Source organism: Methylophilus sp. QUAN, assembly GCF_015354445.1.
GTDB lineage: Bacteria > Pseudomonadota > Gammaproteobacteria > Burkholderiales > Methylophilaceae > Methylophilus.
Genome location: NZ_JADKYT010000001.1, coordinates 557,796 through 580,739 on the forward strand (window position 1 = coordinate 557,796; position 22,944 = coordinate 580,739).

Genomic DNA, 22,944 nt, shown 5'->3' on the forward strand with positions numbered 1-22,944 from the left:
GGTAATGTGTTTAGGCTTTTCTGAGTAAGCGCGAAATAAAAATCAGGAACACCGCACCAATCGTGGCGACGATAATGCTGCCGACCAAACCGCCGCTGGCACTCAGGCCCAGCAGGCCAAACAGCCAGCCGCCGACAACCGCCCCGGCAATGCCCAGAATCAGGTCCCAGATCAGGCCAAAGCCATCACCCTTCATAATCAAACCGGCCAACCAACCTGCAATAATGCCCACTACAATCGTCCAAAGCATGTGAATCTCCCTTGTTGTTGTGATGAAACCGTATGCTAACCAGAACGGGGAAGGCTATCTGTCAGTGTTTGTAGGAAAAGCCTGTCAGAAATGACTGGCAAGACCAAGCTGGAGGAAACTATTTTTTCAGGCCGACCAATACCATGGCGACACCAGCGGCCAGCACAATGATGCTCAGTGCCTGTGGAACCTCGACATCTTTGGTGATTTCTGCACTGGCTTCCAGCGAGCCGATTTTAGCCACGGTCTCTTTGCTCTTGTAACTAAAACCTTTAAACACCAGCCCGGCTGCGCCGAGTGCTATCAAAATAATACCGATGATGAGTGACGACTTCATTGCACATGCTCCTGTGGGTTAATCACTGATGTATTACCTTAACATACCCAGACGTTAATGCGCGCTTTCCCAGTTGTTGCCACTGCCCACTTCTGCCAGCAACGGTACATCCAGCGTCGCGACACTTTGCATGAGCCTGGGCAGGTGTTCCTGGATCAGCGCTAACTCTGCATCCGGCACTTCCAGTACCAGTTCATCGTGTACCTGCATGATGAGTTTGGTTTGCAGTTTTTCTGTCGTCAGCCATTGGTCGACCGCAATCATGGCCAATTTGATCAAGTCGGCGGCGGTGCCTTGCATGGGGGCGTTAATGGCGGCACGTTCGGCGCCGTTGCGGCGTTGCACATTGGCGCTGTTGATCTCCGGCACCCACAGGCGGCGGCCAAAAATGGTTTCAACATAGCCTTGCTGTTTGGCCAGCTCGCGCGTGTCGTTCATATATTGACGTACGCCAGGGTAACGGGCGAAATAGCGCTCGATGTAATTGGCAGCGGCGCTACGTTCGATATTGAGATTTTGTGCCAGGCCAAACGCGCTCATGCCGTAAATCAGGCCAAAGTTAATCACCTTGGCGTAGCGGCGCTGCTCGCTGTCGACCGCGGCGCGTTCAACACCAAAAATCTCTGCAGCAGTGGCGCGGTGAATGTCCTCATTGTTGGCAAACGCGCTCAGCATGCCAGCATCTTGTGACAGGTGCGCCATGATACGTAATTCAATTTGCGAGTAGTCAGCAGAGACAATGTGCGCACCAGGCGGCGCGATAAAGGCTTCGCGGATGCGGCGGCCTTCGGCCGTGCGTACGGGGATGTTTTGCAGGTTGGGGTCAGAGCTCGCCAGGCGGCCGGTGATGGCCACGGCCTGGTTGTAATTGGTGTGCACGCGCCCGGTTTGCGTATTAATCATTTTTGGCAGTTTGTCAGTGTAGGTCGACTTCAGTTTGGCCAGGCTTCTGTGCTCAAGAATCACTTTTGGCAAGGGGTAATCCAGCGCGAGCTCCTGCAATACATCTTCGTCGGTCGATGGCGCACCGGAAGGCGTTTTTTTCAATGGCTTGATACCGAGTTTGCCAAACAGAATCTCTTGCAGTTGCTTAGGGCTGCCGAGGTTGAACGGTTGCCCGGCCAGCTCGAATGCCTGTTTTTCAATCTCCATCAGGCGCAGGCCGATTTCATTGCTCTGGCGGTTAAGCATATGGCTGTCAATGAGCACACCATTACGCTCCATGCGTTGCAGCACCAGCATGCTGGGTAATTCGATCTTTTCATAAATGAAATTGAGTTTGTCAGAGGCTTTGACTTGTGGATATAAAGCCTGGTGTAGTTGCAGTGTAATGTCCGCATCCTCGGCGGCATATTCTGCTGCTTGCTCCACTGTCACCTGGCTAAAGCCGACTTGTTTGGCACCTTTGCCAGCCACCGTTTCATAGCTGATAGGCGTGATGCCTAAATGGCGCTCGCTGAGTTCATCCATGCCATGGCCTTTGTGGCTCTCGAACACATAAGACTCCAGCAAAGTGTCATGCGCCACGCCTTGCAAATGAATGCCATGATTGGCCAACACATGCATGTCGTATTTCAGGTTCTGGCCGACTTTTTTAATCGCAGGATTTTCCAGGATGGGCTGCAATTTGTGTAACGTGGCTTGCAAAGGCAGTTGCTCGGGCGCATCAAAATAATCGTGCGTGAGTGGCACGTAAGCGGCTTCGCCCGGCGTCACACTAAACGACACGCCGACAATTTTTGCTTGCATGGCATCGAGAGAGGTGGTTTCGGTGTCAAAACAGATCAGTTCGGCGTGTTGCAGTTTGGCGATCCAGCTATCCAGGTCAGCGTCATTGAGAATCGTCTGGTACTGGCGGCGCGTGTCTGCGGTATACGTCGTTGAGGGTGTCGCACTGAGTGACTCGACGCTAGGCGCGGCCGGATTTTCAACCACAGGCGCCGTTGCACCATCTGGTAGTTTGTCCAGTTCACGCTTCCAACTACGAAACTCAAAGTGGTCGAACAGAGCCAGTAGTTTTTCTTTATCAGGTGTTTGTGCCGTCAGTTGGTCAAAACTTTCACACAGGCCAATATCACAGCGAATGGTAATCAGTTCGCGTGCCGTTGGCAGCCAGGGCAGGGCCTTGCGCAGGTTTTCGCCAACCACGCCTTTGATATTGTCAGCATTGGCAATAATGTTATCCAGCGTGCCATATTCGGTCAGCCATTTGACCGCAGTTTTCGGCCCCACTTTTTCTACGCCGGGGACGTTGTCTGCGGTGTCGCCGACCAGGATCAGGTAATCAATAATTTTGCTGGGCGGAATGCCAAACTTGTTTTCTACGCCAGTGATATCCAGCACATCATCGGTTTTGCGGAAGGCATCGCGCATGGTATTCACCACGGTGATATGCTCGTTCACCAACTGTGTGATGTCTTTGTCGCCGGTGGAGATAATAGTTCTGATGCCTTCTTTTTCGGCTTGCTTGGCCAATGCGCCAATGACATCATCGGCTTCTACGCCTTCTTCAATAATCAGTGGCCAGCCCATGGCGCGTATGGTTTCATACAGCGGCTCGATTTGCGCACGCAGGTCGTCCGGCATGCTGGCGCGGTTGGCCTTGTATTCAGGGTACAAATCGTCACGGAAGGTTTTGCCCTTGGCATCAAACACACAGGCGCTGTAGTCGGACGGGTAGTCTTTGTGCAGACGGCGCAGCATGTTGAGCACGCCCTGAATCGCGCCGACCGGCTCATTGGCCGAATTGCGCAAATCCGGCATGGCGTGAAAGGCGCGATAAAGGTAACTGGAACCGTCGACCAGAAGCAAGGTTTTCATTGTGCGTTCTCGTGAATCAAATCAATGGCGTATTTTACGCATTTCAAAGCGACTTCATGTACACTAATTTGCTGTGTCATTTGAAAGATAGATGTATGAATAGCAGAAAGCTACCAAGCATGGTAGAGCCTGAATTGTTGGATGGCGATGATGTCACTCATGAATCCTGGCGAGCGTTTGAGATCATGGCCGAGTTTGTCGGCGCCACCGAAAACCTCAAAGCCATTATGCCGGCGGTGTCTATTTTTGGCAGTGCGCGTACCAAGCCCGACCATCCTTATTACCTGCTCACCGAAGAAATTGCGCGCTTATTGTCTGATTCCGGGTTCAGCGTCATTTCCGGTGGCGGTCCCGGCATTATGGAGGCGGCCAACAAAGGCGCATTCCCTGGCCGTGGTGCCAGCGTCGGCCTCAATATCAAACTGCCGTTTGAGCAGCATGGCAATCCTTACCAGGACATCGGCATCAGCTTTAAATACTTTTTTATGCGCAAGGTCATGTTTGTTAAATATGCCAGCGCGTTCGTGGTGATGCCGGGTGGCTTTGGCACGCTGGATGAGGTGATGGAAGCGATTACGCTGGTGCAAACAGGCAAGAGCCGCAAGATCCCGATTATCCTGGTTGGTAGCCAGTTCTGGGCCGGATTGCTCGACTGGTTACGCAATACACTGGTGGCAGAAGGCATGGCTTCGCCTGAGGATATGGACCTGATCCAGATTATTGATGAGCCGCAACAGATTGTGGATGCGATCTTCAAGCATTATGAAACTACCGGCTTTGAGCTTACCCCGGCCGAGCGCAAGATGCAGCTCTATCTGTAATTGTGTGGTTTGGCGTGCCCGGCGCAGTGTGTCGGGCGCGATTTTAGAAGTTTATTATGTGTGCAGTGACCGCCAGCGCGTGGGTTTTTGCTAGAATAGTCGCTAATGACTAAGGAGTCTTCCATGCGTGATTTTTCCCGTTTATTGCTGGCAGGTATCTGCATCGCTACGATTGCGATGCCGGTGTGGGCTGCGGCCCCTAAAGATGCCGAGTTGCTAGAAGAGGTGCCACCGCCCCCCAAGGTGATTGAAGGCCAGCCGATTGACCAGCCTAGCGTGAACAAGCGCAAAGATGGCGAAAATGACATCGAGGAATACAGCCTGAATGGAGAGGTCTATATGGTCAAGGTGACGCCACCGAGTGGCAAATCCTACTATCTGCACCGTGAAGACCGTAATGGTGACTGGGTGCATGATGGCCCGACCCGTCCACTGTCTGTTCCTAAATGGATCCTGTTCCGATTCTAATCCTGATCGCCTGTCTTGACTGGCAGGCTAGCCAATAATTATGTCTGTTTTTACCACCCTGAGTTTGGATGAAGTGCGCCAGTGGCTGGCGCCTTTTAATGTTGGCGAATTGCACACCCTGCGCGGCATTGCTGCCGGCATCACCAATACCAATTATTTTGTTGAAACCAGTCAGTCGCGTTTTGTGCTCACTGTGTTTGAGAAAAACGACTTTGATGAGTTGCCGTATTTCGTGCATTTGATGACGCATTTGTCGCGGCACGATATTCCTTGTCCCAAGCCCATCACTGACCAGAATAACATTGCCTTGCACCGCATTCACGGCAAGCCCGCCTTAATGGTCAGTTGCCTGAAAGGCAGCGATGTCAGTCAACCTAATATCAAACAGATTGAGGCCGTGGCGAGAACGTTGGCGCGCATGCATGTGGCTGGGTTGGATTTTCATGAACAGTCACACAATCAGCGCGGGCAGGGCTGGCGCGTGATGACGGCACAACAAGTGATGCCTAAATTGGCGCCGGTACAGCAACATCTGCTGCAAGAAGAATTAGAGTTCCAGCATGGCCTGGATTTGTCACGGTTGCCACATGGCGTCATTCATGGCGACCTGTTCCGTGACAACGTATTGTTTGATGGCGATACACTCGGTGGCTTTATTGATTTTTACTACGCCTGCCACGATGTGCTTGCCTATGATGTCGCGATTGCTGCCAATGAGTGGTGCGTAGATGCCACCGGAAATTTTGTCGATGACAAGCTGGCAGCATTTATGAATGCTTACCAGTCCGAGCGCCCGTTTACCGTGGCGGAAAAAACTCACTGGCCTGCCTTGCTGCGCCGTGCGGCCTTGCGTTTCTGGTTATCGCGCCTGTATGATTTTTATTATCCGGTGACCGGCGAACTGACGCATGCCAAAGATCCTGCGCATTTCGAGCGGGTATTGCTGAATCGTAAAGTGTTGACTTAAATAAGTAGTAGAAACATAAAAAAGGGATACTCATGACAGAAACAGGGAGCCAGCGCGGTGTACGCTGGGTGAAAGAAAGTCTGGCCTTGTTCCGCACACAGCCACATGTCTGGATGCTGTGCTCGCTGGCCTATATCGTGATTTTCATGGTGCTGCCTTCATTGCCCATGCTCGGGTTTCTGGGCCTAGTGTCGGTAGTGATCTGGCCGGTGTGCATGGCCTTGATTGTGATGTTATATCGACAAGTGGATTTGCAGGGCAGCATGTCACCGCCAGCCGTCTGGCAGCAATTACAACAGAATTTCAAGCCCTTGGTGCTGCTCGGAGCAAGCTGTCTGGTGTATGCCGTGCTGGCGACCTATTTACTCAGTAGCGAGTTGGCATCCCTGATTTCGCATGCGCCGACCAAAGCGGGCATGACGGAGTCGCAAATGACACTGTTCCTGGAGAACACACTGTCTTTTATCGTCAAGGTATTGCTACTGTTACTGCCGTTGTTTATTGCGACCTGGTTTTCCCCCATGCTGATTGCCTTGAATGGCTACCCTTTGCTTAAGGCGATTAAATCCAGTATTGCCGGCATGCTGCAATATACGGTGCCAATGAGCGTTTCCTGGCTGGTGATGACTGTGGGGATGCTGGTGGTGATGCTGGGGCTGGGGCTGGTGATCGGTATCCTGGGCGCGTTAATCCCCATGCTGGCACAATTGCTGATGCCACTGCTGGTATTTGCCGCCTTGCTGGTGATTAATGCCCTGATGTTTGCTTTCCAGTACATCAGCTACAAGGATGTATTCAGGGCTGCGCCACAAGTCTAAGTGCGCCACAACTAGGCCTGATTCACACGTTAAGCGCTTGCCGATTGCTTGTTGCGACGCTCGGTAAACAGGCTGTTGCCTATGGTCTTTTTGGCCTGTTTCTTGGCGTTGCTCATGGCGCCAGCCACTTCGTGATGGCTGGCAAAAGTGTCCGAGCAAGCCCGCACGGCGCCGATGGACAAGCTGCCAAACGGGTAAAAATGCTCGTTACCCAAACGGTCTTCTATACGTATGCCGCCGAGTTGTACGTCTTTCAAGTCATAAAAGTCTGGCATCACTTTGGCAATGGTCTCCAGAATGTCATGGCAAATGGTTTCCCAGTCATCACTTTGAAAAATCAGCACAAAGTCGTCACCGCCAATGTGGCCGACAAAATCATGTTCGTTGTTGACCATACTGCTCAATAAGCGACCGACAAACTGAATGACTTCGTCACCACGGCGATAGCCATAGGCGTCGTTAAATGGTTTGAAGTGGTCCAAGTCACAATAGCACGCCACAAACGGGATGCGGCGTTCCAGTAATTTATCAATATGGGCATTAATGGGCACATTGCCCGGCAGCAAGGTGAGCGGGTTAGCGTAGCGCGCGGCGTGAATTTGCATATTGGTGACTTCGCGTAGCAAGGCATGTCCGCTGCCCATGCCAACATAGCGTTCACCATCCACAATCATGAACCCATTGAGCAGGTACTTAGGGTCTGCCGCCAGAATCAGCTCGCTCAGCGCCAGAATCGTCATGTCTTTTTGCACCATCAGGCAGTGGGTATCCATAAAGGTAGTGCAAGATTTTTTGCCATGCAGCTCTTTTTGGTAACGGCGCGCAAACCGGTCTATGGTGTCGTAGCGGCTGATCAGCCCTAAGGGGATGCCTTGCTGATTGATCACCGGAATCGAGTTGAGCGAGGTGTCACTGTTAAACCAGTTGTAGACCTCTTCATTGCTCATTTCCGGGAAGGCGGCCGGTTGGTAGCTGGTTAAACCAACCACTGTGGCCTGCTTGGACGCATGACTTTGCTGGTCAGCAAACAGGCGGACGATGTTTTTATTTAGCAGGTTATGGACTTCCTCGGTGAGGGCGTATTGGAACTTGGGGAACGGCCGTCCAAACAGATAGCCTTGGGCAAAGTCTATTTTCAAGTCTTTGATGACTGCCAGTTCTTCTTTGGTTTCAATGCCTTCAGCAATGGTCAGCGTATTCGATTCAACCGCGATTTTCTGGATGCCGCGCACAAACTCCAGCTTCATGGGGTCGTTGTGTATGTTGGCGATAAAATGCTTGTCGATTTTGACATATTCCGGCGACAGCTCAGACCACAACCGCAAGCTGGACGTCCCTTCACCCAGGTCATCCAGTGCGATTTTGAACCCCAGTGCTTTAAAGCGCAGAATCGCATCGCGGAGTTCGGCATAATCGCGGATGGTCGAGCTTTCGGTGATTTCAATCACGATATCACTGGCTCGCAGTCCGCATTTTTCAAGCTGCGTTAAGCCAAACGACAAGTGCCCCTCGTTTAATAGCAGGCAGTCCGGGCTGAAATTCACAAACAGTGGGTGTGAACGGTCTGTGCGGCTATATTCGGTAAAAATAACTTCACGTGCCGCGTACTCCATCTCGATATTCAGACCACACAGGCTGGCGGCATTAAACAGCGCAATTGGCGAATGTAACCTGGATTCCACCGGGCCACGGATCAGCGCCTCATGCGAGAACACGCGCGCCTGTTTGATATCGACGATAGGTTGAAACAGCGGCAACAAATTGCGCTGCGCCAAAATGGCTTCAACCTCTAGCTGTGGAGGGGCATATATCATGCCAGCAGTATCGACTGTTTTAACTGCTTCTTGATTAAGTTGTGCAAATGGTGGATGAAATATTTGTGACAGTCCCAATTCAATGATATAGCATCTATATGCCATAGTCTTGTTATGACGTAGGATGTCCTTGCTCTATTTCGGCTAGCAGTGCGTTAAGCAGTTGTGCATGTTTGAGAGGTAATTGCTGAATATAATATTGCAACTTAGTCCCTGATATCTGTTGCATTCTTCTCAAGTGTTGCAGGGCTTCGGCATGTTGCTGATTCAATTCCAGCAGAATAATGAAGTTGAGGCAGGCTCTGCGTAACGGCATGAACTTGACAGCACTTTCAACCAGCTTCAGTTGATCTGCTGCTTGATTGATGTTTGGTAACAAGAGGGTCGCAATCACTAGCTCTGCAGTAGGCGCTAATAATGTGTGTTGATTGACCCATAACATATCGTCAACCAATCTTTGCTTTTGTATGTCTGTGATCGTCTTTTGGCTAGCGATCGTTATTTGATTTTCCAGTTTGCTATAGCCTACTTGCATGAAAATTAATTGCTGTAATCCATAAGCGACTACAAGGAATAGTATCCATGACAACCATTTTTTCACAGGCTGCGCCAAGGCCTTGAGCTCAATAGTTTTGGCATCTCCAGCCCCCATCAGAAATGCAAATATTCCTAGAAAGAAGCTATACCATAATGGATATTCAAGCATACTATGAATGCCGAGTATGCTTAATATGGCTATCATCCACCATTGTTCAAGCTGGAATGCATGTTCCCGGAAGAAGTTTCTGGTCCAAAGTAATAAACCACCTAAGGCGATGATGAAGGCAAATATACCCATTTCTGCCAGCAAGTTAAAAAATAAATTATGGGCATGCTCAAAGAAAATATGGGCAGGATTGGCGGTGGAGTTGGTGACAAGTAAATATGACTCCCATCGCATATGCCCTACTCCTGTCCCTAAAAATGGGGCTTGTTGGAAGAGGTAGAGGCTGGTTTGCCAAAATTGCCATCGTAATGAATGAGGGTGCTCATTCATGATCTCTATGGCGCGCATCATCGGGGTGTGTACCAGGGCTTGGGGAAGGTATTTTGCCAATAATAGTTGGATAACAACGAATGTCGGCAATAACATTAAACTGAGTTTGAGCAGTCTGCCAGAATGGGTGCTGGTTTCCTGTTGTCTTTTGTGTAATAACCAACTCAACAGGGGAATTGACATTAAGTAGAGTGCTGAGCTTCTGGAACCGGAGAGAGACAGTAGTAACAGTCCGAGAAAAAGCCCGATCACCGAAAGATGCGGGCGAAAGTGTTTTTTCTCGCCAAGAAATAATAGCGATATCATGGCTAGCGCAATCAAATCAGCAAAGTTATTGTTTTGAGCCAGCATGCCGTAACTTTGTAGTGTTGGAATCGCGTTGTAGATACCGATTTTTTGCAGAACCTGCAAAACAACAAAAATAACGTTTAAGGCACCGGCGATGACCAGGGACCAAGCGAGGGTGGGTACTAATTTCTCCCACCCTAGGCTGGACCTAAGATAATGCCCCAGGATCGACAGTAAAAATGCCCAGATCAAATAAGACTGGATGAGTGGTAGATTTGATACCGTATCTTGTGGATGGATTAGTGATTGCAGATTAGTGATTAATAGCAAGCCAAAGAATATCAGGCTCGATCTAGGAAGCTGGAGAGTGTGCCAAAAGCTTGGTTTAAAGAGTGCTAATAATCCTAATAAGCCACATATTGCAGCAGTCCACTCATTATAAAAGCTTGGAATAGGGCTGTAATGATAGGGAATGATAAATGGTAAGCAAAACATTCCCCCAATCATAAAAAGACTGGTGTGTGGCGAGGTCAGGCGATTCAATAAAGACTGATACATGAGGTAGACGGTCTCAGATCTTTTCCAGCTTGGCGTATTCCAGCATCAATGTTTTTAGCCCTGCACTGCCAAAATTTACTTTAATCGTCAGGTCGCTGTTGTTGCCTTCGTAGCTCACGACTACGCCCTCACCAAATTTACCATGGCGCACACTCTGGCCAATCTTGAACGGGTAATTGGATTGCGCGCTGCTGGCTTCTGCCGCTGGTGCGTGGTATTGGCCGCCTGCGGCATAAGGTTTGGCCACAGGTTTACTATTTAGGCGCTTGGTCAGCTCGGTCGGGATTTCATCAATAAAACGCGAAGCAATGCCGTAACGCACTTGACCATGCAGCATGCGGCTCTGGGCATAGGTGAGGTAGAGGCGCTGCCGTGCACGTGTGACGGCGACGTACATCAGGCGGCGCTCTTCTTCCAGGCCTCCATTTTCATAAGCGGCCTGCTCATGCGGAAACAAGCCTTCTTCTACGCCACCGATAAACACACTATGAAACTCCAGGCCTTTGGCCGCGTGCACCGTCATCAGTTGCAAAGCCTCGTGGCCGACATCTGCCTGGTGATCGCCTGCTTCCAGGCTGGCGTGGTTTAAAAACTGTGTCAGCAGGTCGGCATCTTCCTCCATATTGTGATGGTTGCCCAGATCCCGGTTGCTAAACGCTACCGCAGCGGTGACCAGTTCCTGCAAGTTCTCAATGCGGTCTTCGCCTTCTTTGTCATTCTGGTAGTGCGCCATCAGGCCACTCAAGTTGATGACCATTTCTGCCATTTCACCCAAGGTGATACCGTAGCCCTGATCTACCATCTGGCGAATCAGTGCGACAAAGCCATCCAGCCCTTTGCTGCCCAGCTTGCCTTCGCCAACTTTATTGGTGGCGGCTTGCCATAAGCTGCATTCGTTCTGGTGGGCGGCTTCTTGCAATTGTTCCAGCCCACGCGCACCAATGCCGCGTGGCGGAAAATTCACAATACGCAACAAGGCCGTGTCGTCGTTCGCATTGGCAATCAGGCGCAAATAAGCCAGTGCATGCTTGATCTCGGCGCGCTCAAAAAAGCGCAGGCCGCCATAGACGCGATAGGGAATATTGGCTGAAAATAACGTGTGCTCAAGAATACGTGACTGCGCATTGCTGCGGTAGAGCAGCGCCATGTCGCCTAGCGGCACGCCTTCTTTTTGCAGCATGTTCACTTCATCGACAATAAACTGCGCCTCGTCGGTATCGTTGTAGGCTTCATAAATGCGAATCGGCTCGCCTTTGCCTGCCGAGGTCCACAGGTTTTTACCCATGCGGTTACGGTTATTGGTGATGATGGCGTTGGCCGCATCCAGGATATTGCTGTGCGAACGGTAGTTCTCTTCCAGCTTGACGATGTTTTGTACATTAAAGTCGCGTTGAAAGTCGTTCATATTACCGACGCGCGCGCCACGGAAAGCATAAATACTCTGGTCGTCGTCGCCCACGGCAAAAATGCTGTTATGCGCGCCACCTAGCAGCTTTAACCATAAGTATTGCAGGCGGTTGGTATCCTGAAACTCGTCCACCAAAATATATTGAAAACGCTGCTGATAATGCGCGCGGATATGTGGCTCGCGCTCCAGCAACTCGTAGCAGCGCAGCAATAGCTCAGCAAAGTCGGCCACGCCCTCGCGGTTGCATTGTTGGTCATAGGCCGCATAAATCTCACGCAATTTCTGGCTGTGGCCGTCATAAGCGTCTACCGCTTCGGCGCGTAAGCCTTCCTCTTTGCAGCTGTTGATATAACCCATCACCTGCTTGGGTGGATATTTCTCATCATCCACGTTCATCGCCTTCATCACGCGCTTGATCGCAGACAACTGGTCTGACGTATCCAGAATCTGAAAAGTACTTGGTAATCTTGCTTCACGGTAATGCGCGCGCAACATGCGGTTACACAAACCGTGAAAAGTGCCTGCCCACATACCGCGCGTGTTAATCGGCAACATGCTGGTCAAACGCGTCAGCATCTCTTTGGCGGCTTTGTTGGTAAACGTCACTGCCATCAGGCCCATGGGCGAGGTTTGGCCAGTTTGAATCAGCCAGGCGATACGGGTTGTCAGCACCCGGGTTTTGCCGCTGCCAGCGCCTGCCAGAATCAGTGCCGAGACATGCGGCAGGGTGACCGCTTGCAATTGTTTATCGTTGAGGCCCTGGAGGAGATTGGTTTCAGATTGCATGTGATTATTATCGCATGATGTGCAGGGGAATTTGATGGATTGTTTGGTCGGTGGCTCTGTCGCTACGGCGTTGGCTGGCGTTCAGTCTTTGCGCGATTGGGAATAAAAAGTCATTCTTTTGCTTTTTATCGTTGCATTTTGATGTGACGATTTCTTTTGCCTTTTCGGCGAGTTACTTTTCTTTGCTTGCACAAAGAACAAGTAACCAAAAGAAATGCACCCCAGCTTCCGCTTGTATCCTGTGCTACTCGGCTTGCCGGGCGGCAATCAAAAACTCGCTCCTTTGGAGCTCAAACAGTTGCTTGCCGACTGCCCCCGCCAACCCTGCGTTGCTCGGCGCGGCAGATGGGGACCCCGAAAACCAAGTGAGTGCAACGGTTGATAATTTAAATAAACGAATCTGGTTTTCAAACCGTCTGGACTTCAACTATATGAGTTTGGCGAGATGAATCCCATTCCATCACGCTGAGTAGCGGAGACAAAATAAGAGTAGAGGGAGCGACTGTCCGAATCCCGCGGTGGGCTGCGTAGTGTGCAGCCCGCTAGGATGAGTTTCGTGACCGGCTTATTTTGTTGAGCAACGCAAGGGAGCCGCAGGCCGTGATGGCTGGGTGCCCTCTTTTTGGTTACTTTTTTGGGGCAAGCAAAAAAAGTAACTCGCCATCCAGGCGAAAAAATCAGCGTTTATGAGCAAGTGCTGGATGACTAAAGAATGATTTTTTAGCTTACTCGGAGTGCAGATAACTATGCCGATCTGCACTCAATTAAATTTATGGTAATAAATTATCGGAACTTTTCAAAACGCATATGACTCATATCAGCACGATGATGATGAATCATCTTTCCGCTTCTTTCCTCCCTGAGCGGAAGCCTTTACGATGAGGCCTGTTGCCCCGATTTACCCCTTAATCGGGGCTTTTTTTGCCTATCGTTTTTGATTACACGCCGCCGGGGAACCCTGTTTGGCGCCAGGCTTCATAGAGCAGAATGGCGGCGGAGTTTGATAAGTTGAGGCTACGGCTGTGTGGCAGCATGGGTAGCCTGACGCGGTGTTCTGGCGCAAAGTGGGCACGAATGTCTTCTGGCAGGCCGCGGGACTCTGGGCCAAATACAAACACATCTTCATCTTTAAATTGTAAGTCGGTATGCCGTGTACTGCCTTTGGTAGTGAGCGCAAACATGCGTTTTTTATGAAGTGCTTGTTGGCATTGGGCCCAGTTTTCATACACGGTGAGTTCGGCGTATTCGTGGTAATCCAGCCCGGCACGTTTGAGGTGTTTGTCGGATAGCTCGAAGCCTAAGGGTTTGACTAAATGTAGTTTTGCCCCTGCATTGGCGCATAACCGTATGATATTTCCCGTATTCGGTGGAATTTCGGGTTCGAAAAGCACGATATGAAACATTTTTTGCAGCTTGTTTACAAACGTAAGGTTAGAATGTTGGTGATATGATAGACGAGAAAAGTCTATATAGATAAATAATTACAACGCCATGGCTCGTCCCGAGAAAATTAGATTAGGTGAAATTCTGGTCAGACAGAATTTCATGACCCAAGCTCAGCTTGATCAGGCGCTGGAAGAACAGCGCAAGACAGGTCGACGCCTGGGCCGCGTGATTGCTGAAAAAGGCTACGCCAATGAGCGGCAGATTGCCGAGGCGGTGGCTTCTCAGTTGAATATCCCATTTTTGGACCTGGGCCAGTATGAGCTGGACGTCAAACAGGTTCAAAAACTCCCTGAAGTTCAATCGCGCCGTTTCCGCGCTATCTTGCTCGAAGAGCGTCCAAACAGCTTTTTGATCGCGATGGTAGATCCATCGGATGTATATGCGTATGACGAGCTGGTCAGGTTGCTGAAGCGCGAGATTGATATTGTCGTCGTGCAGGAAAGTCTGCTCATGCAGACGATTGACCGCTCTTACCGTCAGACTGAGCAAATCTCATCATTAGCCTTAGAGTTGCAAGAGGATCTGGCCGCGAGCAATGCCGATCTTGCTAGCCTGATGGGTGTTGACTTGGGCATTGACGATGCGCCCGTGGTCAAGTTGCTGCAGACGATTTTTGAAGATGCGGTACAAGTGCGTGCCTCGGACGTACATATTGAACCACAAGACAATAAGCTGCTGATCCGATTCAGGATTGATGGTGTGATGCACTTTCAGACCCAGGCGGATATCAAGATTGCCACTGCGCTGGTGATGCGTCTCAAGATCATGGCGGGTCTGGATATTTCTGAAAAACGTTTGCCGCAGGATGGCCGCTTTGGTTTTACGGTCAAGGGCCGCGCGGTGGATATGCGTATTTCTACCATGCCTACCCAATACGGCGAGACGGTGGTGATGCGTTTGCTGATCCAGAACACCGGACATTTCCAGCTCGATAAATTAGGCATGCCGCCAGACTTGCTGGCGCGTTTCCGCAAAATGATTGGCCGTCCAAGTGGCATGGTGCTGGTGACTGGTCCGACCGGTAGTGGTAAAACCACCACCTTGTATTCGGCCTTGAGTGAGTTGAATACGCCGGAAACCAAAGTGATCACCGTGGAAGACCCGGTGGAGTATCGTTTGCCGGGCATTATCCAAACGCAGGTCAATGAAAAAATCGAGCTGGACTTCCCTAAACTGTTGCGTGCCATTTTGCGTCAAGACCCGGACATTGTGCTGGTGGGCGAAATGCGTGATGAGGAAACCGCCCAAACCGGGTTGCGTGCCTCCATGACTGGTCACTTGGTGCTATCAACATTGCATACCAACGATGCTTCCACCGCGCCTGTGCGTTTGATCGATATGGGTGTGCCGCGCTTTATGGTGGCCATGTCGCTGCTGGGGGTGCTGGCGCAGCGTTTGGTGCGACTCATTTGTCCACATTGTGCCGTCGAGCACACCCCGACCGAATCTGAGTCTGTCTGGTTAAACCAGGTGATACAGCAACCTGATGTGGTGACGAATTTCCGTCATGGCAAAGGCTGCCAGCACTGTAACCGCACCGGTTATTTGGGGCGCGTTGGTTTATACGAATTTTTGGAAATGACCGATGAACTGGCGATGGCCGCGAATATGCCGGATACCAATGTCTTCATCAAAAAAGCGCGCGAGCGACTCAAGGGAAAAACCCTGCGCGACCAGTCATTGCAACTGGCGATAGATGGTAAGACCACGCTCGATGAAATCATGCGTGTCGACAATCAGTTTGAAGAGTAAACCTTTAAAAAGCCACGCCTATGCCAATGTTTGAATATAAAGGACGTACCGACGATGGCATGATGGTCAGCGGCGTACAAGAAGCGGCCGACCTTGACGCATTAGGCGCGGCACTTATACTCTCCAGAATTACCCCGATTGAAATCAAGCAAAAAGCGGCTGGTGCCGTTGCCTTTAATTTATTTGAAGAAAAAGTCACTAGCCTCGATGTCATGCTATTCAGCAAGCAGATGTATACCTTACTTAAGGCTGGCATCCCGATTATGCGCGCCTTAGCAGGTATTCAAAGTTCAGTTGGAAATGCCAAGCTTGCGCAGGTTGTCGGTCAACTCAGAGTGAGCTTGGACTCTGGCCGCGAATTGTCAGTCGCCATGACAGAACACCCTAAAGTGTTTGATGGTTTTTATATCAGCATGATCCGTGTCGGCGAAGGTACGGGTAACCTGGATAATATCTTTCTGCGGCTAGCGCAGCACATCGAGTTTGAGCGCTTTATGCGCGGCCAAATTAAATCTGCCTTGCAATACCCCATATTTGTGCTTAGTGCAATGGCGATTGCCATAGTTGTCATTAATGTGATGGTGATTCCACAGTTTGAAAAAGTATTTGCTAGTATGCATACTGATTTGCCATTCATTACCCAAGTACTGATTGCCTTCTCTAGTTTTATGCGTAATTACTGGTTTGTGCTAATTGCCATAATTGTGGGGGCGGTCTGGATGTTCAAATCTTACACGAGTACAAGTGCTGGACGTTCTCAATGGGATCGCTACAAAATGCGTATTCCTATTGCTGGGAAAATTATCTTTAAAGGTACTATGGCTAGGTTCGCACGTAGCTTTGCTTTATCGACACGTAGTGGTTTGCCGATTCTTTCGGCTTTACGCTTGGTTTCACAAACCGTTGAAAATGACTATCTCGCTGCCAAGATTCTAAGTATGTCTGCAGGCATTGAGCGGGGGGAAACCATTCTTAGAACTGCCACCCAAACCGGTGTGTTTAATCCATTGGTTTTACAGATGATTGCGGTGGGTGAAGAGTCTGGTTCGCTGGATGATTTAATGCAAGAAATTGCTGACATGTATCAAGCTGACGTGGAATATGACGTTAAAACACTCGGGGCTCAAATTGAACCTATTCTGATTATCTTTTTGGGAATATTAGTGTTGATATTGGCGCTGGGCGTGTTCCTGCCAATATGGGATATGAGTTCAGTGATGCTGAAGGGCAGCTAATGATTTAATGAGATGGCTGCAGCCAATGCATGCCATCTAAATTAGTAGGGGCTAAGTAGCGACTATTGCCAATAATGTAGATGATGGTTCAGTATTTAGCAGATATAAATATGGACCAAAATTGTCTGGCACAATTTTTGCTTTTGGTTGGTTAACACAGTTTTAACCTGTGCATTAATTACAGGGAATTTTGATTAGGAGTTTAAAGATGAAAAAACAGGCTGGCTTTACACTGGTTGAATTGGTTGTAGTCATTGCGGTATTAGGTATTTTGGCAGCAACAGCCTTGCCAAGGTTTGTAAATGTTCAAAGTAAGGCGCTGGTTGCGACGGGTGCAGGTTTGCAGGCATCGATTAGGTCAGCTGCAAATATGGCTAGAGCTTCATGGATTGCTAGTGGTAGTTCAGGGGCTAACGTTAACATGGATGGTGCCAGTGTAACGGTGAGCACTTCTACAGGTTGGCCAGTGAAAGCTAGCATTAAATCGGCATTACAAGATACTGGTGATTTTACTGAGACATCTGCAGGCAGTGGTTCTTTCTCTAAAGGTTCTGGCACATGTACAGTCACTGTCAACTATGATGAGTTAACTGGCAACGCAGGCGTTTCACAAACGGCCGGATGCAATTCATAATTGGGTTGCAGCATGTAAGCTGATTAGAATGAGAGGCTTTACACTTGTTGAACTTGTTGTAGTTATTGCTGTACTTTCGGTCATGGCTGCGATGGCTGCCCCAAAGTTTGCAAGTGGCGACATTTTCGAAACCCGCGGTGACGCGGGTTTACTTTCATCTACGCTCAGATATGCGCAAAAAACGGCAATCGCCCAGCGCAAGCAGGTGTTTGTGATGCATACCAACGCTATCCCCGATGTGGTTAAGCTGTGTTTTGACGCGGCATGTACTCAACCTGTTGTAAACCCCGAAACGGCGGGTGCCTATGTATTCACAAGCTCTAAAAATGTGGACATTGGTTCATCCAATGCGGGTTTGGGGTTTGATGGGCTTGGGCGTGCCGTGCCAGATGAGGCTGCAAGTTATAGTGTCATTAATAGAAAAAATACTAACCAGACGGTGACCATTAATATCGAGAAAAATACAGGCTACATTCGCTAAATAAACCATCTGGTAAGTGGCCGGGTGATGCATATGACTAAAACAGGTAACCACAAAAATAATAAACACATGCTGCCCAGCATCAGAAACCATTATGGTTTTTCGCTGGTTGAGATGGTTGTGTTTATTGTGATTGTGACAACTGCCATTGCTGGTGTGATTGGTGCCCTGGCTTTCATGAGTGGACACTCCGCCGACCCGCTTGCACGTAAGCAGGCGATCGCGATCGCTGAATCACTCATGCAAGAAATCCAGCAAATGCCTTTTACCTTTTGCGATCCAGATGATCCCAATGCATCTACGGCGAATGGCACGGCTGATTGCACCACTTCGCAAGCCAATTTAAATGGCCCGAGCCCGGCGACCGAGAGTCGCTACGGTGCAGCAAACCCTTTTGATAATGTCGCTGATTATGGCGGCTTTACCATGCCGGGTGGTGGCTGCACGGGTATTTGCCGTATTGGGGATGCAACCGCAATTGCAGGCTTAAATGCTTATTCAGCGGCTGTTGCCATTACACAGGCGGGTGGGGCGGGTGCTTTTGCAGGCCTTCCTGCCGATGCGGTATTAAAAATTGTAGTGACGGTGAATGGCCCTGCCAGCACAACAATCCGCCTCACTGGCTTTAAGGTTCGCTATGCGCCGCGCATGTAAGCAGCCGGGTTTTTCTATGTCTGGTTTCACCTTGGTGGAGCTTGTCATTGTCATTGTCGTCATGGCCATTCTGGGCGGTATCTCAGTCAGTTTTATTAAAAACTCTGTCCTGGCATATGTGAATTCTGAAGCTTATTACGAGCTGGCCGACCGTGCCGATATTTCCTTGCGCCGTATGTCGCGCGATATTCGTAATGCGTTGCCTAACAGCGTGTGGGTGCCGGGTGGCTCCGGTAGTTATGTGCAGTTTGTGCCGATTAAAGCCGGTGGCCGTTATCAGCAGGAGGACTTCGATGCGGGCAGTCTCACACTGGATGTATTAGGGCCGATGGTGAATGTGGATGCCAATGACCAACTGGTGATTTATAACATGGGCATAGCGGGGGCCGATGTGTATGACGGCACCAATATTCGGCCAGTGAGTGCTAACGCAAGTTCGGTCACATATACAGGCGCACTTTTCCCATTTGCGTCACCGGGCGGCCGATTTTACGTGGTAAATGGCGCCGTTATCTATGCCTGCGATCTTCCTAATCGCCGTTTGGTGATGTATTCAAATATCCCTATCGCCGCCGGGCGTGTGGCTAACTTTAATGGACTGACGGCCAATGTTGTTGCTGAGGATGTGACTGAGTGTAGTTTTACCTATACGGAAGGCGTGATGCAGCATTCCAGCGTGCTCACTGCGCAATTGACGCTCGCCAAAAACGGCGGCGTGGCCAGATTGGTTAATTTGATTAATGTGGTGAATTCGCCATGAAAAGTATTGCTTATCGCGCAAAGGGTTTTATGTTGCCTGTGGCAATATTTTTACTGGTGACTCTTGCAGCACTGGTTGGGTATTCCATGCGGTTGTCGTTGCTGGCGCAAATGGGCACCATTCAGGACGTGCAAGGTGCCAATGCTTATTTGGCCGCCAGGGCAGGGGTGGAGTGGGCGGCTTATCAGGTGTTGGGGCCGGGTACAAATGCCATGAAATCCTGTATTGCTTCTCCAACAACTTTGACAATTAATAATTTTACTGTGTTGTTAACATGCAGCCGAACCGTACCAAAAGACAAAGGCAATACACAGGATATTGGCATGTATGCCATCACCTCCACTGCCTCGATAGGGGCGGTAGGAGCACAAGATCGTATAGAGCGACAAATCGCTGTCACACTTAGTCGATGCTTATACCTAGATCCTGGCGCTCCTCCAGGCACGGTGGCAGAAGAGTGTAATTAACAGGAATTGATTATGAACAGATTGATTAAATATGTATTAATCAATTTATTGTATGTTATGGTATTTGCCTTTACCGGGAGCGTGCACGCAACTGTGAGAGTGCTTAACAATGGTGGAGGTACTAACGCCAGTAATGCGTTAGAGGTCACTATTGCGGATTCAACGCAAATGCAAATTAAACGGCTTGGTTCTGGGCAATTGTATCAACCAGGTACTTATCCAAGTGGATCCTATCCCTACAATTCATTATTAGATAATGGCGTGTATATTCGATATAACAATCGAATATATGGCGCTAACCATTTTGCCTATAGTGCCGCAACAATGTACAACAGTTTTAGCATCTCATCAGTGCAGCCAGGGAGCACTTCGCAAGGCGTGACACAATCGACGACCTCCAGTCTGTCGCTCACCTCTTCAATCTTAAGTAGTCCAACGGTGAGTATTGTCTGGAAGTATACGTATCCCCTTGACTACATCACTGCAGAAGTGACCGTCACCATCCCAGCAACAGCAACAGTCAGTACCGGTAATCCAATCCGCTATTATCATGCGGTGGATACCTATTTAGGGGGTAACGATAATGGGTGTGGCGTTCGGTATACCGATACTAATGGCAAGCTAGTAGTGGGTACCTACCCTTTAACTAATGGTACATGCCCTTCCAGTACTTCACTTCCTGCCAATTTGGATGTGGTTGAATCATTCCGTGAACGTAACGGTAAGTTTGACCATCATTGTGTTGGCTACTGGAGTGATTTCTGGAGTACTGCAACGTCAAACCCGCCCGCGTGTTCAATTAGTAAAAGCGGTAGCCTTGGTGACTCCATCACCACGACTTATCAAGATACCGGTGCTGCGATTGAGTTTGATTTTACTGCGCCTGGAATCTACACGTTTAGTTACGACTTTGTCGTTGGCTCCACTTTTGTGCCTAATTACGACCATTTCGAGATTCGTCATGCGGGGACTGCGACACTCTGCCCAACCGAAGTAAAAGTGCTGGCATGCCTATCCTCCACTGTGCCTTGTCCGGACGATCAACTGGTGAGTTCGGGTGAATTAAAAGGTAGTCTGACAGTGTCACCAACGACACCAACAGTGACTGATACGCCTGATCCGTTCACATTGGGGTCGAATCAGTCTATTGGAACTGTCACGATGCAAGGCAGTGCCGCAGCTACCTATACCTTGGGTGTGAGTGGGCTGACTAAAACGCCACTGAGTGGCGTGAAGTGCTGGAACACGACCACCAGTTCACAGAGCTGCAGTTTTACCTTTACCAACACGCCTTGCGTAAACACGTTTGAGTGTATGGAGAACTCGCTGACATATAACAATCGCACGACCAATAGCTCCTTGCGCAATCCGCTTTATACTAAGGTAATCGGAGCTGATTTTGATATTGATGTGGTCGCGTTGCTGGCAAACGGCAATCAATCAGCATATAACTCAACCACAGGTTTAACTGTGCAGTTGGTGAGTGATAATGCGGGTGCATGTGGTGCTACCGTCGTTGCAACCAAGGCTCTGACTTTCGCAGCTTCTGATGGCGGTCGTAAAAAGGTTACTTTCAGTGCCAGTGATATATTAAGGCCGCATCCTAACTTACGATGCAAGGTTACTGATGCAGGGTTGGCTAAAACGGGATGTTCGTCTGATAACTTTGCGATACGTCCAACATCTTTATCCGTGACTAGTGTGAGTCCGCAACAACTGTCACCGAGTCATACATCTGCCCCTGTTCGTAGAGCTGGAACTGATACTTTTAGTGTGACGGTTTCAACCAATGAGTTAACTTATACGGGGACGCCAAAAGTGGATAGCGGAAAGTTGGAGACCCATGTGGCAGGTGTGACCTCTGTCGGGCAAGTGAATGGTACCTTTGGTGCCGCGAATTTGGGCATTAGTTCAGGCTCAGCCTTTACTTATTCAGAGGTTGGTCATTTCAGGTTCAAAGTAGAGGGTATTTACGATGATACTTATGCGGCCGTTGATAGTGCAAATGGCGATTGCGAGAACTCTTTTGCAGATACCGATGATACTAGAACACCCAAGAAATTGGGTTGTAAGTTCGGCAATAAGACTGTAAGTAATTATATCGGCCGTTTTATTCCAGATCATTTTAAAGTAACTGCTGGCACTAGTTATACAGATGGCTGCGGAACTTTTACTTACTATGATCAAGATCCTGGCTTGGTCACGCCATTCGTTCTGGAGGCTAAAAATGCGGCTGACGTTACTACTCAATATTACACTGGCAACTATGCCGTATTTGGCCTGAACAACTGGAATAATTATTCGTTTCAGATGAAAACTGATGCGGGTACACCGATAACGAGTGGCGCGACGATCGCTGCCAGTAGTGTGAGCCCATCGGGCACCTGGGGGGCTGGCATTGCAAATGTGCAAGCAGGACATAAAGTCACTCGCCCTGCGAGTGCTGTACCGCCAGAGATGATTAGGATTTCTGCGCAGCCAAGCGGTGTTGATGGTGGGGTCACGATAAGTAGTGCAACCAGAGTAGATGTATTCACTCTCTCAGCTTCTAATCCTACTTACCCAGCATTTAGGTTTGGTCGCTTGGCTGTGACCTCTGCGCATGGATCAGAGTTGCTGCCGTTGTCAGTTCCTATTGAGGCGCAATACTGGAATGGAACTGGGTTTAAACGAAATATCAATGACAGTTGTACAACGATCCCGCTCTCAAGTATTGTCATGACCAATTACAGAGGTAATTTGAATGCCTGTGAGACTCAACTCACTGGTGCGTCTTCTATAAACCAAGGTGTGCTCTATATGCGTTTAAGCGCGCCTGGAGTTACTGGAACGACTCCCAATACTGGGAGTGTGGACTTAGAGGTAAATCTGAGGGCGGCTGGTGGCGGCGAGATGACATGTAATAGCGCGTCTCAATCAGCCGCGACCAGTGGTTCAATTCCGTGGTTCGGTGCCACGGATCCTATTGGCCGAGCCACTTTCGGCATCTACAAGGCGCCCATTATCTACATGCGAGAAAACTTCTAGCGATAACAAAACCACCTAATCAGGTGGTTTTGTTCTTTTTATCATGGCTTTAAACCATGGGCTCAGGCACTAAAGTTGCTCTTGTTAAAATGAAATATCAAGCGTTAACAAAGTGGT

The 22,944-nt window shown here is 49.5% G+C and carries 19 protein-coding genes; 12 read left to right on the forward strand and 7 right to left on the reverse strand.

What is annotated here, in order from left to right:
- Window positions 1–10: 10 nt before the first annotated feature.
- From INP79_RS02695 to polA, 3 genes are all read right to left on the reverse strand, one after another.
- On the reverse strand, window positions 11–250 hold the full coding sequence (locus tag INP79_RS02695) for a GlsB/YeaQ/YmgE family stress response membrane protein (protein ID WP_194752810.1): 240 nt from the start codon (window positions 248–250) through the stop codon (window positions 11–13).
- A gap of 118 nt (window positions 251–368) precedes the next feature.
- On the reverse strand, window positions 369–587 hold the full coding sequence (locus tag INP79_RS02700) for a hypothetical protein (RefSeq protein WP_228519688.1): 219 nt from the start codon (window positions 585–587) through the stop codon (window positions 369–371).
- 54 nt (window positions 588–641) lie between these two features.
- Window positions 642–3,407, reverse strand: coding sequence for a DNA polymerase I (gene polA / locus INP79_RS02705; protein WP_194752811.1), 2,766 nt, complete (start codon window positions 3,405–3,407; stop codon window positions 642–644).
- A gap of 95 nt (window positions 3,408–3,502) precedes the next feature.
- Between polA and INP79_RS02710 the strand changes: the two genes are divergently transcribed.
- From INP79_RS02710 to INP79_RS02725, 4 genes are all read left to right on the forward strand, one after another.
- Complete coding sequence (locus INP79_RS02710) at window positions 3,503–4,228, forward strand: TIGR00730 family Rossman fold protein (protein WP_194752812.1); 726 nt, start codon at window positions 3,503–3,505, stop codon at window positions 4,226–4,228.
- A gap of 123 nt (window positions 4,229–4,351) precedes the next feature.
- Complete coding sequence (locus tag INP79_RS02715; RefSeq protein ID WP_194752813.1) at window positions 4,352–4,696, forward strand: DUF2782 domain-containing protein; 345 nt, start codon at window positions 4,352–4,354, stop codon at window positions 4,694–4,696.
- Between the two features lie 40 nt (window positions 4,697–4,736).
- Window positions 4,737–5,663, forward strand: coding sequence for a homoserine kinase (locus INP79_RS02720; RefSeq protein ID WP_194752814.1), 927 nt, complete (start codon window positions 4,737–4,739; stop codon window positions 5,661–5,663).
- Between the two features lie 32 nt (window positions 5,664–5,695).
- Complete coding sequence (locus tag INP79_RS02725) at window positions 5,696–6,481, forward strand: BPSS1780 family membrane protein (RefSeq protein ID WP_194740400.1); 786 nt, start codon at window positions 5,696–5,698, stop codon at window positions 6,479–6,481.
- A 29-nt stretch (window positions 6,482–6,510) separates the two neighbouring features.
- Here INP79_RS02725 and INP79_RS02730 read toward each other — a convergent pair whose 3' ends face one another.
- The 4 genes from INP79_RS02730 to trmL all read right to left on the reverse strand — a co-directional run bounded on the left by INP79_RS02730 (window position 6,511) and on the right by trmL (window position 13,774).
- The gene (locus tag INP79_RS02730; protein ID WP_194752815.1) at window positions 6,511–8,295 is read right to left on the reverse strand and encodes a GGDEF domain-containing protein; all 1,785 of its coding nucleotides are present in this window, start codon (window positions 8,293–8,295) and stop codon (window positions 6,511–6,513) included.
- Between the two features lie 112 nt (window positions 8,296–8,407).
- Window positions 8,408–10,162 carry a PglL family O-oligosaccharyltransferase gene (locus tag INP79_RS02735; RefSeq protein WP_194752816.1) on the reverse strand — a complete coding sequence of 585 codons (1,755 nt, stop codon included), beginning with the start codon at window positions 10,160–10,162 and terminating at the stop codon, window positions 8,408–8,410.
- A gap of 28 nt (window positions 10,163–10,190) precedes the next feature.
- Window positions 10,191–12,371, reverse strand: a complete 2,181-nt coding sequence (locus INP79_RS02740; RefSeq protein WP_194752817.1) for a UvrD-helicase domain-containing protein — start codon at window positions 12,369–12,371, stop codon at window positions 10,191–10,193.
- Between the two features lie 938 nt (window positions 12,372–13,309).
- Window positions 13,310–13,774, reverse strand: a complete 465-nt coding sequence (gene trmL, locus INP79_RS02745) for a tRNA (uridine(34)/cytosine(34)/5-carboxymethylaminomethyluridine(34)-2'-O)-methyltransferase TrmL (protein ID WP_194752818.1) — start codon at window positions 13,772–13,774, stop codon at window positions 13,310–13,312.
- 142 nt (window positions 13,775–13,916) lie between these two features.
- On the opposite strand from trmL, the gene INP79_RS02750 reads away from it, so the two are divergent.
- The 8 genes from INP79_RS02750 to INP79_RS15440 all read left to right on the forward strand — a co-directional run bounded on the left by INP79_RS02750 (window position 13,917) and on the right by INP79_RS15440 (window position 22,827).
- Window positions 13,917–15,569 carry a GspE/PulE family protein gene (locus tag INP79_RS02750; protein WP_370583214.1) on the forward strand — a complete coding sequence of 551 codons (1,653 nt, stop codon included), beginning with the start codon at window positions 13,917–13,919 and terminating at the stop codon, window positions 15,567–15,569.
- 20 nt (window positions 15,570–15,589) lie between these two features.
- Window positions 15,590–16,804, forward strand: a complete 1,215-nt coding sequence (locus INP79_RS02755; protein WP_194752820.1) for a type II secretion system F family protein — start codon at window positions 15,590–15,592, stop codon at window positions 16,802–16,804.
- Window positions 16,805–17,012: 208 nt separating this feature from the next.
- Window positions 17,013–17,438: a type II secretion system protein gene (locus tag INP79_RS15565; protein ID WP_194752821.1), complete on the forward strand. Its 426-nt coding sequence runs from the start codon at window positions 17,013–17,015 to the stop codon at window positions 17,436–17,438.
- Window positions 17,439–17,466: 28 nt separating this feature from the next.
- A complete protein-coding gene (locus tag INP79_RS02765) occupies window positions 17,467–17,919 on the forward strand; it encodes a Tfp pilus assembly protein FimT/FimU (RefSeq protein ID WP_194752822.1) in 453 nt (150 codons plus the stop codon).
- Between the two features lie 33 nt (window positions 17,920–17,952).
- Window positions 17,953–18,573, forward strand: a complete 621-nt coding sequence (locus INP79_RS02770; RefSeq protein WP_194752823.1) for a type II secretion system protein — start codon at window positions 17,953–17,955, stop codon at window positions 18,571–18,573.
- Window positions 18,574–18,589: 16 nt separating this feature from the next.
- The gene (locus tag INP79_RS02775; protein WP_194752824.1) at window positions 18,590–19,333 is read left to right on the forward strand and encodes a prepilin-type N-terminal cleavage/methylation domain-containing protein; all 744 of its coding nucleotides are present in this window, start codon (window positions 18,590–18,592) and stop codon (window positions 19,331–19,333) included.
- The gene (locus tag INP79_RS02780; RefSeq protein WP_194752825.1) at window positions 19,330–19,800 is read left to right on the forward strand and encodes a hypothetical protein; all 471 of its coding nucleotides are present in this window, start codon (window positions 19,330–19,332) and stop codon (window positions 19,798–19,800) included. The genes INP79_RS02775 and INP79_RS02780 overlap by 4 nt, the downstream gene beginning before the upstream one ends.
- Before the next feature lie 12 nt (window positions 19,801–19,812).
- On the forward strand, window positions 19,813–22,827 hold the full coding sequence (locus tag INP79_RS15440) for a DUF6701 domain-containing protein (RefSeq protein WP_228519689.1): 3,015 nt from the start codon (window positions 19,813–19,815) through the stop codon (window positions 22,825–22,827).
- The last annotated feature ends 117 nt before the right edge of the window (window positions 22,828–22,944 follow it).

Bases quoted from the DNA above. Each gene is read 5' to 3' on its own strand.
- INP79_RS02720 (WP_194752814.1), top strand. From the start codon at position 4,737: ATGTCTGTTTTTACCACCCTGAGTTTGGATGAAGTGCGCCAGTGGCTG.
- INP79_RS02730 (WP_194752815.1), bottom strand. From the start codon at position 8,295: ATGATATATGCCCCTCCACAGCTAGAGGTTGAAGCCATTTTGGCGCAG.
- INP79_RS02740 (WP_194752817.1), bottom strand. From the start codon at position 12,371: ATGCAATCTGAAACCAATCTCCTCCAGGGCCTCAACGATAAACAATTG.
- trmL (WP_194752818.1), bottom strand. From the start codon at position 13,774: ATGTTTCATATCGTGCTTTTCGAACCCGAAATTCCACCGAATACGGGA.
- INP79_RS02765 (WP_194752822.1), top strand. From the start codon at position 17,467: ATGAGAGGCTTTACACTTGTTGAACTTGTTGTAGTTATTGCTGTACTT.
- INP79_RS02700 (WP_228519688.1), bottom strand. From the start codon at position 587: ATGAAGTCGTCACTCATCATCGGTATTATTTTGATAGCACTCGGCGCA.
- INP79_RS02780 (WP_194752825.1), top strand. From the start codon at position 19,330: ATGAAAAGTATTGCTTATCGCGCAAAGGGTTTTATGTTGCCTGTGGCA.
- INP79_RS02770 (WP_194752823.1), top strand. From the start codon at position 17,953: ATGACTAAAACAGGTAACCACAAAAATAATAAACACATGCTGCCCAGC.
- INP79_RS02755 (WP_194752820.1), top strand. From the start codon at position 15,590: ATGCCAATGTTTGAATATAAAGGACGTACCGACGATGGCATGATGGTC.
- INP79_RS02695 (WP_194752810.1), bottom strand. From the start codon at position 250: ATGCTTTGGACGATTGTAGTGGGCATTATTGCAGGTTGGTTGGCCGGT.
- INP79_RS02715 (WP_194752813.1), top strand. From the start codon at position 4,352: ATGCGTGATTTTTCCCGTTTATTGCTGGCAGGTATCTGCATCGCTACG.
- polA (WP_194752811.1), bottom strand. From the start codon at position 3,407: ATGAAAACCTTGCTTCTGGTCGACGGTTCCAGTTACCTTTATCGCGCC.
- INP79_RS02775 (WP_194752824.1), top strand. From the start codon at position 18,590: ATGTCTGGTTTCACCTTGGTGGAGCTTGTCATTGTCATTGTCGTCATG.
- INP79_RS15440 (WP_228519689.1), top strand. From the start codon at position 19,813: ATGAACAGATTGATTAAATATGTATTAATCAATTTATTGTATGTTATG.
- INP79_RS02750 (WP_370583214.1), top strand. From the start codon at position 13,917: ATGACCCAAGCTCAGCTTGATCAGGCGCTGGAAGAACAGCGCAAGACA.
- INP79_RS15565 (WP_194752821.1), top strand. From the start codon at position 17,013: ATGAAAAAACAGGCTGGCTTTACACTGGTTGAATTGGTTGTAGTCATT.
- INP79_RS02710 (WP_194752812.1), top strand. From the start codon at position 3,503: ATGAATAGCAGAAAGCTACCAAGCATGGTAGAGCCTGAATTGTTGGAT.
- INP79_RS02725 (WP_194740400.1), top strand. From the start codon at position 5,696: ATGACAGAAACAGGGAGCCAGCGCGGTGTACGCTGGGTGAAAGAAAGT.